Origin of the sequence: Amphibacillus sp. Q70, assembly GCF_052055485.1 — a bacterium.
GTDB lineage: Bacteria > Bacillota > Bacilli > Bacillales > Amphibacillaceae > Amphibacillus.
Genome location: NZ_CP197171.1, coordinates 1491257 through 1505538 on the forward strand (window position 1 = coordinate 1491257; position 14282 = coordinate 1505538).

Annotated in this window: 10 protein-coding genes; 4 read left to right on the forward strand and 6 right to left on the reverse strand. The window is 37.0% G+C overall.

The features are described 5' to 3' along the window. Nucleotides 1–298 precede the first annotated feature (298 nt). From ACS127_RS06765 to ACS127_RS06775, 3 genes are all read right to left on the reverse strand, one after another. Nucleotides 299–1816 (reverse strand): ABC transporter permease/substrate-binding protein, encoded by a 1518-nt coding sequence (locus ACS127_RS06765; protein WP_440897661.1) that lies wholly within the window; start codon nucleotides 1814–1816, stop codon nucleotides 299–301. Continuing rightward, on the reverse strand, nucleotides 1809–2771 hold the full coding sequence (locus ACS127_RS06770) for an ABC transporter ATP-binding protein (protein WP_440897662.1): 963 nt from the start codon (nucleotides 2769–2771) through the stop codon (nucleotides 1809–1811). Before ACS127_RS06770 ends, ACS127_RS06765 begins: the two co-directional genes overlap by 8 nt. 815 nt (nucleotides 2772–3586) lie before the next feature. Continuing rightward, nucleotides 3587–4447: an NAD(P)-dependent oxidoreductase gene (locus tag ACS127_RS06775; protein ID WP_440897663.1), complete on the reverse strand. Its 861-nt coding sequence runs from the start codon at nucleotides 4445–4447 to the stop codon at nucleotides 3587–3589. Between the two features lie 140 nt (nucleotides 4448–4587). Between ACS127_RS06775 and ACS127_RS06780 the strand changes: the two genes are divergently transcribed. From ACS127_RS06780 to ACS127_RS06790, 3 genes are all read left to right on the forward strand, one after another. Beyond that, nucleotides 4588–5046, forward strand: a complete 459-nt coding sequence (locus tag ACS127_RS06780) for a GNAT family N-acetyltransferase (RefSeq protein WP_440897664.1) — start codon at nucleotides 4588–4590, stop codon at nucleotides 5044–5046. A gap of 120 nt (nucleotides 5047–5166) precedes the next feature. Then, nucleotides 5167–5406, forward strand: coding sequence for a hypothetical protein (locus ACS127_RS06785; protein ID WP_440897665.1), 240 nt, complete (start codon nucleotides 5167–5169; stop codon nucleotides 5404–5406). Between the two features lie 132 nt (nucleotides 5407–5538). Continuing rightward, nucleotides 5539–7632 carry a catalase gene (locus ACS127_RS06790; RefSeq protein ID WP_440897666.1) on the forward strand — a complete coding sequence of 698 codons (2094 nt, stop codon included), beginning with the start codon at nucleotides 5539–5541 and terminating at the stop codon, nucleotides 7630–7632. A gap of 120 nt (nucleotides 7633–7752) precedes the next feature. On the opposite strand, the gene ACS127_RS06795 is transcribed toward ACS127_RS06790, so the two are convergent. From ACS127_RS06795 to ACS127_RS06805, 3 genes are read right to left on the reverse strand one after another with little or no spacing between them, the layout of a single operon-like run. Next, entirely contained in the window at nucleotides 7753–9156 is a 1404-nt protein-coding gene (locus tag ACS127_RS06795; protein ID WP_440897667.1) for a glycoside hydrolase family 1 protein, read from the reverse strand. 12 nt (nucleotides 9157–9168) lie between these two features. Continuing rightward, entirely contained in the window at nucleotides 9169–11094 is a 1926-nt protein-coding gene (locus ACS127_RS06800) for a beta-glucoside-specific PTS transporter subunit IIABC (RefSeq protein ID WP_440897668.1), read from the reverse strand. A gap of 2 nt (nucleotides 11095–11096) precedes the next feature. After that, nucleotides 11097–11936, reverse strand: coding sequence for a PRD domain-containing protein (locus ACS127_RS06805; protein WP_440897669.1), 840 nt, complete (start codon nucleotides 11934–11936; stop codon nucleotides 11097–11099). Nucleotides 11937–12743: 807 nt separating this feature from the next. Here ACS127_RS06805 and ald point away from each other — a divergent pair. Continuing rightward, entirely contained in the window at nucleotides 12744–13856 is a 1113-nt protein-coding gene (gene ald, locus ACS127_RS06810; RefSeq protein WP_440897670.1) for an alanine dehydrogenase, read from the forward strand. The last annotated feature ends 426 nt before the right edge of the window (nucleotides 13857–14282 follow it).

Here is a 14282-nt window from a genome sequence, read left to right on the forward strand (position 1 = left end):
CTGATCTTTTTTGCACTATCAGAAAATATAAGATCTTATTTGAAGATAGTGTAAAGAAAACTAGAGCTTTCACCATAAAGATTTAGTGATAAGCCACGTTTTTACTTTTCTGAAATGGATCAGTTAAATCAATATCAAAATAATCTATTATTAGTATAGCATAGTATAATTATTTGATAAGGCTTGGCCTGTCATAAGCTAATTTGAATACTGATTAAAAAAAGTTGTTCAGATAAAGAGATACACTCAAAAAAAGAGCTAAGGTATAATAAAATGGTTGTCCTAAGTCTCTTTTTGATTATTCTATTAATCCTTCTTTAAGCAAGTAATCCTTGGCGATGTCAGTTGAGCTTTGCCCTTCAACTCCGACTTGATAATTCATTTCACGCATTTCATCATCAGTAATTTTCCCGGCTAGTTGATTAAGAACTTCTTCAAGTTCTGGATATTCTTCTAATGTTTCCGTTCTAATCAAAGGTGCTCCTTGATAAGGTGGAAATAACTCTTGATCGTCTTCTAAAACCGCCAATTCATATCTTCTAATTTCACTATCGGTTGAATAAGCGTCAAGCAAGTTAATGTCACCTTGTTCTACGGCTGTATAGCGAAGTGTTGGTTCCATAGTCGTAATGTTTGGGAATGTCAGATTATATACCTCCTGAATACCTTGGTAACCATCTTCTCGATCAGAGAATTCTAATGTAAAACCAACTAATAATTCGTCTTCTAGACCATGTAAATCTGAGATTGTCTCGAGCTGATGTTCTTCCGCAAGATCCTGTGGTACTGCCAAGGTGTAAGTGTTGTTATATGCCATGGGTTCCAATAAAACGAGATTGGCTTCTTCAAGAATATTGTCACGCGCTTGGGCATACACTTCCTCTTCATTATTACTAATGGCTTCTTCATTTAAGAATTCACTAATAATCGTACCTGTAAATTCAGGATAGACGTCGATATTTCCTGATTGTAAGGCATTATATAGAAACGAGGTTTTACCAAGGCTCGGTTCTAATTCTACCTGGATATCTGTTTCTTCCTCAATGAGTAGTTTGTACATATTAATTAGAATTTCAGGTTCCGTTCCTAGTTTTCCACCAATGATTAACGTATCTTGATTACCTTTTACTAAATTTGGTACTATAGAAAAACTAAAGGTAATCACAATAATAATTACAATAGTAACAAGTGATTTCTGGTACGATAAATTCTCCATCTTTCGTAACAAGAAATCAAAAACAATGGCTAATAGTGCGGCAGGAATGGCTCCTAAAATAATCAGAGCAGAATTATTGCGATCGATCCCTAGCAGAATTAGATCACCCAAACCACCTGCTCCAATAAGAGCGGCAAGTGTTGCGGTACCAATGATAAGTACCATGGCGGTGCGAATACCAGCCATAATGACAGGCATGGCTAAAGGTAATTCTACTTTTTGTAGTCTCTTAGCTTGATTCATTCCCATTGCCTTGGAAGCTTCAATCAATGATGTGTCAATCTCTTTAATGCCTGTATAGGTATTGCGTAAAATGGGCAGCAAGGCATAGATGACTAATGCGATGATGGCTGGAAGTCGTCCAATACCGAATAAAGGAATAAATAGACCGAGCAATGCTAATGAAGGGATGGTCTGTAATACAGCGGTTATCCCGATAACCCCCTCTGCTACTCTTTCCTTTCTAGTTAAGAAGATCCCCAGTGGAATAGCAATCATTACTGCAAAGAAGAGAGCGATAAAGGAGATCTGAATATGCTCCACCAATGCTTGCCAAAGATCACCTTGCCTACTTTGAAATTCTTGCAGGATACTAATCATAAGCGGTCTCTCCTTTGCCTGTTTGCTTGGAAAAGTGAACAATCATCATTTGCCTATTTACATAGCCTATCACTTTGCCGCTTTTCTCAACAAAAACGTGTTCTCGCTCTGATAACGCATGCAGTGTTTCTTCTAGTGAGGCAGAATGTGAAAGTTGTGCTTGCCTTATATCTAAGCCCTCTTTTTCAATAGGCTTCACCAAAGCTTGCAAATCAAAGTCTATAACAGGTTTCCCAATTGAACCAACAAAATCCCTAACGAAGTCATCAGCAGGTGAGTAGATAATTTCATCAGGAGTACCAATTTGCACAATTTTCCCTTTATTCATCAAGCAAATACGATCTGCTAGTTTAACCGCTTCTTGCATATCATGGGTAACAAACACAATTGTCTTCTGAATAGTTTGTTTAAGATGAAGGATATCATCTTGTAATTTCTCTCGACTAATGGGATCTAATGCACTAAAGGGTTCATCCATAAGAATAATATCAGGATCGGCTGCTAATGCCCTTACTACGCCAATCCTTTGTTGTTGTCCCCCCGACAATTCACTAGGTTTTCTATGTCGATAGGTTGCTGGGTCTAAACCGACCATATTTAATAATTGTGTGACACGTTCGTTAATTTTCTGTTTGCCCCAATGCTTTAATTCTGGGACGATTGCAATATTTTCTTCAATCGTCATATGTGGGAACAAGGCGATTTGTTGAAGCACATAACCAATATTCCAGCGTAACTCCTCTAGTTGATATTCACTGATTTTTCGATCATCGATAAAAATTGTGCCATCTGAAATGGGAATTAAACGATTAATCATTTTTAAAGTAGTAGTTTTTCCACAGCCGCTAGGGCCGATTAAGACAAAGAATTCCCCTTGTCTTATCTTCAGATCAATGGAGTCTACTGCGATGGTGCCATCAGGATATTGCTTGCTTACATTTTCAAATGTGATCATAGAAAAGATACTCCTCTCTACCATTTCAACTATATCTTGACGTCGTCATGTGCGATTATATATTATTGGCATAAATGAACAAGCTTATCTACATTGATTTCCTTCCTGATAATCAAAATTCTCATTTTATTGTAAAATAACAATTAATTAAATGGAAGTAGATAGTTTTTTATAAGCCACTTATCTGATCGAAAGGTGCGTACTTCTTTTTCAAAAACTTACAAATAGAAATAACGGCGAGTGGAAGTATAAAAGATTATCAGACAGCAAAGACCGGCGCCACAAGAGTAGGCACATTTGCAAGTATAAAACTTCAAGAATACTAGCGATTTTAATCATATAAATGAATCCATTTCATAACGAGGAAAAGGATTGGTTAAATACAATGAACTAAATCGTGAAAATGAAAGAATCTGTATCTTCATTTAAATAAACTTTAATATTTTGAGGCTGTCTCGAAGGTAAAGAAGAAACACGAAGAGCCAAACGATCATTTTTTTATAACGAATAATCGATTGGCTCTTTTAATAGAAATCATGTCATAGACTATGGTATCACTAGAAAAAGTGAGCATTTATGTTGTGAAAGTTCCGTGAACGCCCTATTTAAAGGGAGCTGAGCAGTCAATCATACTGACATTAGTCGGATTTTCCCCGTACTGGAATCGTAATAACGAACAACTTTCAACATAATGGCTCCGCTGTCCCCAGCGATTTCGTGAGATTCAAAGTGCTAGTATAAGTAAATGACATAGTTATTTTTAGTCAACCCTTAATTTTGTCCCTAGCTTAGTGTGATTTTGATGAGGTATAAACCTATGAAAAAAGCTTAATCAATGCTTGTGTGCCACTATCTTCTTCGCCTGCCTCAGCTAATTCTTGATAAAGCGAGAGTGCTAGTTTTAATCCAGGCGTAGATAAGCCCATTTCCTCTGCGGTTTCTAATGCAATTGTCATATCTTTAATGAAATGCTTGATATAGAAACCTGGTGCGAAATCACCTTTAATCATCCGTGGTGCTAGATTAGTTAATGACCAGCTTCCAGCCGCACCTGTTGTGATACTTTCGAGAACTCGTGATGGATCAAGTCCAGCCTTCCTAGCATAGGCAATCGCTTCAGATACACCGAGCATATTTGAGGCAATTGTAATTTGATTACACATTTTTGTATGTTGCCCAGCCCCAGCAGGTCCTTGGTGAACGATTTTTTCACCCATTATTTCAAAAAGCGGCAGGGCACGTTCAAATCCCTCCTGATCACCACCAACCATAATGGCTAGCTTTCCACTTTTTGCGCCAATATCACCACCAGATACGGGAGCATCCAATGCAGTTAATCCTTTTGCCTTGGCGGCTTTGGCGATTTCCTCTGCAAGAGTAGGTTTAGAGGTAGTCATATCAATTAATAAACTACCTGCCTTTGCATGTTTAATGATCCCTGTTTCACTTAGATAAACGTCTTCTACATCATTAGGGTAACCAACAATAGTAATAATGACATCGGCTGCTTGGGCGAGATCAGCTATTGAATGTTGCCAAGTAGCGCCTTGTTCCAGTAAATTCATTGCTTTCTGTTTTGTTCTTGTGAAAATATGCAGTTCATGTCCTGATTTTAATAAATTAAGAGCCATGCTATTTCCCATTACACCCGTTCCGATAAAGCCAATACGTGTCATTGTTATACCACTTTCCTTTCAAGTGTTCTTATGATAAGTTTAACGTAAACAATGGAAAAAAACAAAAGGAAATCCCCTTTTGATAGAGCGTGAAAGATACAGGATTTCTTAATAGGATAATCGAATGAGGGATAGAACAAATGAATAGAAGAATTGATGATAATATTATGTTAATACCTTATGATGGAATACGTGATGAGGCCTTAGTCTGGTATACGGATCCCGATATTCAGTGGTTGGTAAATAAGACGCGAGACCCGTACTCAAAAGAACAGCTTCAAAATATGTATCAATGGCAAAAGGAAAATGGAGAGCTGTATTATATTGAATATCAAGAGAAAGAGAAAATGGCTACTATTGGTGATGTTTGGCTTAGTGCTGATAATTTTGCCATTGTTTTGGCTCAAGGCTATCAAAATAAAGGGATTGGAACAAGGATTATTAAATACTTTTTAAGTGAATTGAAAAAGTCTGGGAGAAAAGAGCTGTTAGTTGATGAAGTGTATGATTGGAATGAAGGGTCTAACAAGTTATTTCAAAAGTTAGGCTTTAAAAAAATCCAAAAGGATGAACATTCATCATATGTCTATAAATTTTAGATCATAATATTGAACTTGGCCATCATGATATAGCTAGGTCAATTGGAGTTGATTTTATGAAAAAGAATTGTTTTAAGTATTTGTTTATCTTTCTTTTTTCATTTAACTGATTTCACCTTATTGGATGAACGCGAAGTACAGGGAATTGCTTTGTGGGAAGATTTACTGATTTGGGCGAGTCTCTATGGCTTGGCAGAAGCAATTGCTAAACAATTAGAGCAATTTTATCCGCGATATATCGGGCAAGGTCAAATCTCTTATGCTGATATCTATCTGATGAGTCTGTTAACTAGAAGCTTTTCTTCAGGCCATCAAAGTGGGGTTAGTGCCACAGCTGGTGGTGGAGGCGGTGTTCGCTAAAGCTGCTGATTTAAATCAATGATGATAGTTTCACCTTATCATAGAAATCGTTCTTACTTTTTCCGTGATAAGGTGTTTTTTTACCCTAAATACTGTATATATCACCTTTTCAATTCATATTATTTAAGTGGAATGATAATAATAGGGAGGAACGGTGATAAAGTGGCTGATGATAAAGAAAGAAGACCTGCTGATGATAATCGTAAAAATGAACAGTTGAATCAATACCGTAAACAAAATACGGGTAAAGGCAAAAAACTAACCAGTGATGCCGGTTTGAATATTTCAAATGATGATTGGTCATTACGAGCAGGTCGACGAGGACCGACGTTACTTCAAGATGCTCACTTTTATAAGAAACAATCTCACTTTAATCGTGAACGGATTCCAGAGCGTGTCGTTCATGCGAGGGGATTTGGTGCGTATGGTGAGTTTGAATGTTTTAAATCAATGGAACATGTCACGAGAGCTCATTTTTTACAACAACCCGGTAGAAAAACGCCGATTTTTGTTCGTTTTTCCACCTTAATTGGCAGTAAAGGTTCGAAGGATACCGCACAGGATATTAGAGGTTTTGCCGTGAAGTTTTATACAGAAGAAGGGAATTATGATTCATTAGGGTTAACTTTTCCGGTATTTTTGGTTTCTGATGCGATGAAATTTGTTGATGCCGTTCATGCGATTAAGCCAGAGCCTAGAAATGATATCCCACAGGCGACCTCTGCCCATGATAATTTCTGGGACTATGTTTCAAATAATCAGGAAACAGCCCATATGATTATGTGGCTCATGTCAGGTTACTCTAGACCAAAAAGCTTTCGGATGATGGACGGTTATCCAATTAATACATTTCGATTCATTAATGAGCAAGGGAAGGCGACTTTTGTTCGTTTCCATTTCAAAGCTGTCCTTGGTGCTCATTCGTTATTATTAGATGAAGCGGGTGTGATTGGTGGTGTTGATCCAGACTTCCATCGCCGTGATTTAATTGAAGCGATTGAGAAAGAGGCTTACCCTGAATATGAATTTGGTGTCCAATTGATAGCTGAGGAAGATGAATTCAACTATGATTTCGATGTTTTGGATGATACAAAATTATGGCCAGAAGAAGAAATTCCGGTCGAAATTATCGGTAAGATGACCCTAAATCGTTTGCCTGATAATGAGTTTGCAGAAACGGAACAATCTTCCTTTGATCCATCAAACCTTGTGCCTGGAATTGATTTTTCAAATGATCCCGTCCTGCAGGGGCGTGCTTTCGCCTACCGGGATACGGATTATCATCGATTAGGGACAGGAAATATTGAGGAAATTCCCGTAAATAGGCCGATAAAAGAGGTGAATTTCAATCAAAGGGACAGTTATGTCAGACATCGGATCGATATCGATCGTGTCAATTATAAAAATAATTCATTAGCAGGAAATACACCCGCAACAACACCACCAGAAGAAGGGGGTTATGAGAATTATCCTGGTAAAGTCGAAGGCTTTGTTACCAGAGACATACCAAGTCAATCTTTTACGGATTACTTTTCTCAAGCTCGTCTTTTCTGGAATAGCATGACAGATGTTGAAAAAGACCAGATCATTGATTCCTTTGTTTATCATGTTGGTCATGTCAAAAGCCGCTCGGTTCGTCAACAAACCGTTGATATGTTTGCCAATGTTGATCAAGGCATGGCAACAACTATGGCAGATTATCTTGGAGTCAATCCGCCAAAGGGAACAAACGTGAAGGTCACCAAAAGCTCTCCAGCACTCAGTTTAGCGAACATGCCGCATTATGCTTATACCCAAAAAGTGGCTGTTTTAATTGGAGATGGTTTTAACGGTGAGGAAGTAAGCCAAGTGCTAAGCTTTCTAGAGCAATCAGGTGTATTTATCGATATTATTAGCGAAAAACTTGGAACGATAACGGGGACTCATGGAATGAAATTAAAGGTGGATAAAATCTTTGCCGTGACTTATCCTGTCTTATATGATTCATTTTATATTGTTGGTGGAAGAGCAGAAAATGAAGCAAAATTCATTCAAGATATCATGGAATTTATTCATGAAGCTTACAAATCCTATAAACCAATAGGTGTAGCTACAACTGGACAGTCATATATTCAAAAATCAAATCAAAACAATTTAGCAGGTGTTATTTTTGCCGCCAATAATCCTAATTTTAATCAAGATTTTATTAAAGCTATTGCCCATCAACGTTTTTGGAATAGAACTTAAAGAAAGTATTAACTTTAAAAAGACGACTCACTTTCAATTTTACGCTAAAGCTGAAAGTTTGAGTCGTCTTTTATGAATACAATTACTTTAAATTATTGATATGTTTTATAGTAGCAATGTTTATAAAACACCATTGTTGCTAATCACTTCTTGATACCAATGAAATGATTTTTTCTTGCTTCTATTTAAGGTGCCGTTTCCTTCATCATCCCTGTCAACATGAATCAGTCCATATCTTTTGGACATCTGTCCTGTGCCAGCACTTACCAAATCGATGCATCCCCAAGCGGTATAGCCGAAACAGTCTACGCCATCAATGACTATCGCGTCTTGCATAGCTTTGATGTGGGCTTCTAAATAGCTGATACGATAATCATCTATGATTTCTCCGTTATCCTCTATTTGATCTACTGCACCAAGCCCATTCTCAACAATGATCAAAGGCTTCTCGTACCGATCATAAAGAAGATTAAGCCCGTATCTTAAGCCTAATGCGTCAATTTGCCAGCCCCATTCTGATTCTTCTAAGTGGGGATTTCGTTCTCCTAAAATACCATTTCCTTCACTCAGATCTTTCTCTTTATTATTACTCATGGTTGTTGATGTATAGTAACTAAATCCTAGATAATCACTTGGATAGTTGGCAAGCAGCTCCAAATCTCCCTCAGCAAAATGCAAATGGATGGCTTGGGATGCAAAATAAGCAAGCATCCTTTTTGGATAATGACCTTTCAGTTGCACATCGGCAAAGAAAAGTTTTTGGAGTTCTCTTTGCTTTGCGACAAAAACATCTGCTGGTTTCGAGGTTAATGGATAGATGGGTGCATAGCCCAGCATAGCACCGATTTGATTGTTAGGATCTATTTCGTGACCGTTTTTAACGGCTAGAGCACTGGCGACAAATTGATGATGGATGGCTTGGTATTTTTCTTCTTCCGTAGCATCAGTACGAATACCAAGTGCCATCTGTGGCAAAAACATTGCCATATTAATTTCATTAAAAGTTAGCCAGTATTTTACTTTTCCTTTATAGCGCTCAAATAAAACTTTTGCATAGTTAGTGAAGAAATCAATGAGTTTACGATTTGACCAGCCACCATATTCATCAATAAGATATTGAGGCATTTCAAAGTGGGATATGGTGACAATGGGCTCTATTTTATGTTTGATTAATTCGTTAATCACTTGATCATAAAAGGCTAGTCCTTCTTCATTCGGCTTAGTTTCGTCTCCATTTGGGAAGATTCTCGTCCAGGCAATCGACATACGATAGGTTTTAAAACCTGCCTCAGCAAATAAGGCAATGTCCTCCTTGTATCTATGGTAGAAATCGATCGCTTGATGGGATGGGAAATAGGAATCTTTGGGAGCCTCTTTGGCATATCTTTTTTGGATATCCCTTGATGCAATGAGTCCGTCTACAAAGGAAGGACCTTTTCCATCTTTATCCCAAGCCCCTTCGATCTGATTAGCGGATGTAGCGCCACCCCATAAAAATCCTTCTGGCATATTTGTTTTAGACATGATTATCGCTCCTTACTCAATTTCAAAAATAGTGTGATCAGGTGTGACTTCTTGATTGATATGTTGTTTTTTCATATCTTGAAAGTCTTGACTGTTGGTAATGACTGTAATAACAGTTGGATCATAAGTTTTAGCAATCTTATCTACTTCCATGGTTGCCAATAATGTTCCTTTACTTACTTGCTCTGTTGCTTTTACAGTTGTATCAAAGTATTTTCCTTTTAGTTCGACTGTATCTATTCCCATATGAATTAATAGCTCAATACCTTCTTTTGTTTTCAATCCAATCGCATGCTTACTGTCTGCAACATAGACGATTTCCCCGTCAATAGGGGCTACAATCTCCGCTTTGTTAGGTGTAACTGCATAAGATACCCCCATAATTTCCTTGGAAAACACTTTATCATTAACATTTTCTATCGGAATAGCTTTACCCGTTGCAGGTGAAGCTATTATCTTTTTCTCTGTTAAATGCACAGGGGTATTGTCTGTATTTTCATCTTGTTGAGAAGGAGTAGGCGTGCTTGACGTTCCAGCCCCCAAATCTTCTTCAAGTTCCTCTTCAGGAATATCTTCAAACCCAAGAATAAATGTTAGCACAAAGGCTAAGACAAAGCTTAAGATAAACCCGCTAATCGCAATCACTAAGTTCCATGGGTTACCAGGTTCTACGTAAGCAGTTAAGGAAATAATCCCTGTTATAAAAGCAAAGCTCTTAAGTCCAAATCCTACAACGATCGCACCACTAATTCCCCCAGCGATTAAACAAGCATAGAAAGGGCGTTTGAGTTTAAGGTTGATCCCATACATGGCGGGTTCTGTGATACCTAATAAGGCAGATACACCAGATGATGTTGCTAATTCCTTCATTTCTTTGTTCTTTGATTTGATGGCAACGGCAAAAGCAGCTCCACTTTGAGCAACATTAGTAACCAATGCGACGGGATTCAACATTTTGTCATGACCAAGTAAAGCAAAGTTGTTAAATACCAGCGGGAATAATGCGTAGTGCATCCCTGTCATAATGATCAATGGCATGGTAGCGCCCATTAAAAGCCCAGCAATAATTCCTGCATTATCAAACAACCAGCTAATCGCAATAGCTAATATTTCACCAATATAATTGCCCAATGGTCCTAATACAATTAAGGTTGAAAGAATAACAACTATAAGTGTTATCATAGGGGTAAACATAATGCTAACCGGTTTTGGAACGACTTTTTTAACGGCAGGTTCTACATAGCTTAATAACCAAACTCCTAATATAATAGGAATAACTGAAGAACTATAATTTAAAAAGGGTATATCTATAAAGCCGAATAGTGTAATAGGGTCAACTTCTTGTCCAGCTGATATGGCTTGAAAGGAGTCCATGATCGTTGGATAGAACATAGAACCTGCTACTGCTAAGGCTAAAAAGTTATTTGTTTTAAATATTTTAGCTGCCGAGGAAGCGAGTAAAAATGGTAAAAAGTAAAATGCACAGTCAGCGACAATAAATAAAGCTTTATAAATATCCGCATCTTCAGATAACCATTCTAAACCGGCAGATAGTGTAAGCAGACCTTTTAATAGACCTGCTCCAGCAATAACCGGTAAAATAGGAGTGAAAATACCTGAAATGGTTTCCATTATGGTTGAAACAACGCCAGAGCTTGATTTATTAGAACGATCTGATTGCTCCTTACTCGTCATTGGACCAGTGATTTCAATGACTTCAGCATATACTTTAGCTACTTTACTGCCTATTATAATTTGTAATTGCTCTCCAGAGAATTGTGCTGTTACAACTCCTTTTAAATGACTTATTTTTTCAACATCTACTTGATCTTTTTTATTGACGAACATTCTCAACCTGGTAGCACAATGCCAGGCATCTGTAATATTGTCTTTTCCCCCAACCAAATCAACAATTTGATTGGCTATTTCTTTGCTCATAATTAATCTCCTTTATCCATTTGTCTTATGATATGAAAGGTTAGATAAACTAACTCATCATCAGTTAGTGTCCATTTCATTTCTTCATATAAAAAGCTTGCGATTTTTTTACCAGTGTTGAATGCTCGTGGATATTTTTCCGAAACGAGTTTGATAATATCCTTGTTTAATGGATATGTTGTTTTTTCTTCCGTACTGTATCTTAAAAAGAAGTAGCGGAGATGTGTAATAAACCGGCTATAGCTAGAGCTCGTATTATCCATTTTTTCTTGAAAATCATATTGAATAATTTCTACAATTCGACTCATTAACTTTGTCATTTCCATTGTTTGTGAAACAAGCTCCCAATTATTTCGCACGGTAATAAAGTGGAATGTTAAATAGGTTGTCTCAGATGCCGGTAAATGAAAGTTATAGTTACATTTCAAATAGTCAATGACCTTTTTTGAAAATGCATATTCCTTAGGGAAAAGCTTACTGACCTCCCATTGATCGATAGAGAGGGTATTTTTTTCTTTTGACCTTACAATGGCATGGTGTAAGTGATCTGCTAATGTAAGATAATTGATAGAAGAAAAATTAATATCTAATTCCTTTTTTGCTAATTGGACAATATCCATGGTCATTTGATGTTCTTCAAAGGTAATGGCATGCAAAATATCGTCTAGAGATATTTGGTTATCTATTTCAGTTGTGATGAATTTCTTACGAATATGTTCTTCTTTGATGATGTCACCATAATGCTTTTGAAACCCTATCCCATTGCCAATAACTATCCATTCGATCTGAGAGCTGTCTTTTACCAATACGACATTGTTGTTAAAGGCTTTTAAGAATTTCATAATAACGACTGTCCACCTCCTAATGTATTAATATACACAAAAAACACACAAAAAAACCCATGCAAAAATGAGAGCCCGCACGGAGCTTCATTTTTACATGGGTAATGCCTACTTAAAGTAACAAATCCCAAATACATTGAAAAAATGAAATTTATTAATACGTACATTAAATCACTAATGTCGAAGAATGTCAACAGGTAAGTAAACCTCAGCTTTCTTTAGAAGAGCTGTATATCTTATCAATTACACCTTGGTATCATGGCGACCTAATTTTCCTTCGCATTGGAATAGATAACTCTCTTCGATGGGACGGATAGTCGGATAGTCATACTAGAGGAAGCTACGAAGGGTTTATCACAGATAACCGACCATAAAACTCGGGCCAACACGATGTTTCGTTTTATATTTCATAAATAGGTGTTGGGCTTAAGCTTTACGGTAGGACTGATAACAGCAGTCTCTGGATATGGCGAATTCAACCGATGGAATACTCACTATAAGAATTATGCACGTCTTAATATCATTTGATCTGTATTAACTGTCATTAGATAGGACTGCCATTTAGAAATTAAATTAATCTAAAGACTACTATATTAAAGTTGTTAAATTAGGGTATAGTATTATATATGAAAAGAGCTAATATTAGCGATTTATCTCATTTTTTAATGAAAAAGATCATCTTATCTGACTGAATAGCTGGTGTCAAGACTCAATAAATGTTAACATAATTAAAGTATCGGGCATTTTTTAACAAAATGCATGATTTTAGAATTTGTTAATCCATCTAAGAAAGAAGGAAGAGCTAAAATGAAAATCGGGATACCAAAAGAAATCAAGTTGAATGAAAGCCGTGTAGCAATCACGGAAACAGGTGTAGAGCTTTTACGACAAAAAGGCCATGATATCTTTATCGAGGCTGGAGCAGGCATTGGAGCAGGTATAACAGATCAAGAATATCAAGATGCCGGTGCAACAATTTTTGATAAAGCTGAAGATGTTTGGTCTGCAGATATGATTATGAAAGTAAAAGAGCCACAACAAAGTGAGTATAAATATTTTAGAAAAGATTTAATCATTTATACTTATTTCCACTTAGCGAATGAACCTGAATTGGCTAAAGCATTAGTTGAGTCTGGTACAACTGCGGTGGCTTATGAAACTATGGTTGGACCCAATGGTGATTTACCAATGCTCATGCCGATGAGTGTTATCGCCGGTAGAATTTCGGTGCAAACTGCTTCATATTTCTTGCAAAGTCCTCAGCAAGGAAATGGCAAGTTAATCGGTGGCGTACCAGGTGTTAAAAATGGTAAAGTCGTGATTATTGGTGGGGGAGTAGCAGGACAAAATGCATTACAGATTGCTCAAGGCTTAGGGGCTCATGTGACGATTCTTGATGTTAAGGCGGATGTGCTGCAACATATTGAAGAGTTATATGGTAATGATGTGGTGACATTGATGTCAAATAAAGTGAATATTGCTGAAGCCATTCAAGATGCAGATATTGTTGTTGGTGCTGTTTTGATTCCTGGATCTAAGGCTCCTAAACTAGTAACTGAAGAAATGGTTAAGTCAATGGAACCAGGTTCTGTTATTGTTGATATTGCCGTTGATCAGGGCGGTATTTTTGAAACAGAAGATCGCACAACATCTCATGATGATCCAATTTATATTAAACATGGCGTATTACACTATGCGGTCCCTAACATGCCAGGTGCTGTACCAAAAACATCAACGATAGCGCTAACGAATGTTACCGTTCCATATGCACTAGAAATTGCTGGTGAAGGTGTCATTGTTGCTGCTGAACAAAGTAATATGGTTTATACAGGTATTAATACTTATGATGGTTATGTAACGAATAAAAGTGTGGCAGAGGCCCTAGATATGGAATATCGAGATTTCGCCAAGCTTGTTTAGAAAAATTGGACAAGTTAACTGAATAGAGGTTTTTTCCTTCAGAATATAGTTGCTCGACTAGTAACTATTCAGGGATGCCCTTATTGCATTTGTTTTTCCTATTTTGCTGAATTGTTTATATGACTCATACTATATCGATTCAGATTAGTAAAGTTATCTGTTCGTTTTTTCAACTGAAAACTTGTTCAGCTAAAAAGCTTTGCTTAAAATATCGGTTCCCATCATAATTTTATCTTAGTAAGTGGGAAGATGATGAGAGTACTGCTGAAGTTACCGTATAAGAAAACTTTCCAATTGGCTTTGCTGATGAGGATGAAGCAATGGATGGGTACAAAGTATAAATAACAGATAGTTCAGAATATTTTAATGCAACTAGTACATTGTTTACTCGAATGAGGTAGATGAAGGCAAGGGAAAAATGTGCTT

Coding starts and splice junctions, on each gene's coding strand:
- ACS127_RS06765 (WP_440897661.1), bottom strand. CDS start 1,816: ATGATTAGTATCCTGCAAGAATTTCAAAGTAGGCAAGGTGATCTTTGG.
- ACS127_RS06770 (WP_440897662.1), bottom strand. CDS start 2,771: ATGATCACATTTGAAAATGTAAGCAAGCAATATCCTGATGGCACCATC.
- ACS127_RS06775 (WP_440897663.1), bottom strand. CDS start 4,447: ATGACACGTATTGGCTTTATCGGAACGGGTGTAATGGGAAATAGCATG.
- ACS127_RS06780 (WP_440897664.1), top strand. CDS start 4,588: ATGAATAGAAGAATTGATGATAATATTATGTTAATACCTTATGATGGA.
- ACS127_RS06790 (WP_440897666.1), top strand. CDS start 5,539: ATGATAATAATAGGGAGGAACGGTGATAAAGTGGCTGATGATAAAGAA.
- ACS127_RS06795 (WP_440897667.1), bottom strand. CDS start 9,156: ATGTCTAAAACAAATATGCCAGAAGGATTTTTATGGGGTGGCGCTACA.
- ACS127_RS06800 (WP_440897668.1), bottom strand. CDS start 11,094: ATGAGCAAAGAAATAGCCAATCAAATTGTTGATTTGGTTGGGGGAAAA.
- ACS127_RS06805 (WP_440897669.1), bottom strand. CDS start 11,936: ATGAAATTCTTAAAAGCCTTTAACAACAATGTCGTATTGGTAAAAGAC.
- ald (WP_440897670.1), top strand. CDS start 12,744: ATGAAAATCGGGATACCAAAAGAAATCAAGTTGAATGAAAGCCGTGTA.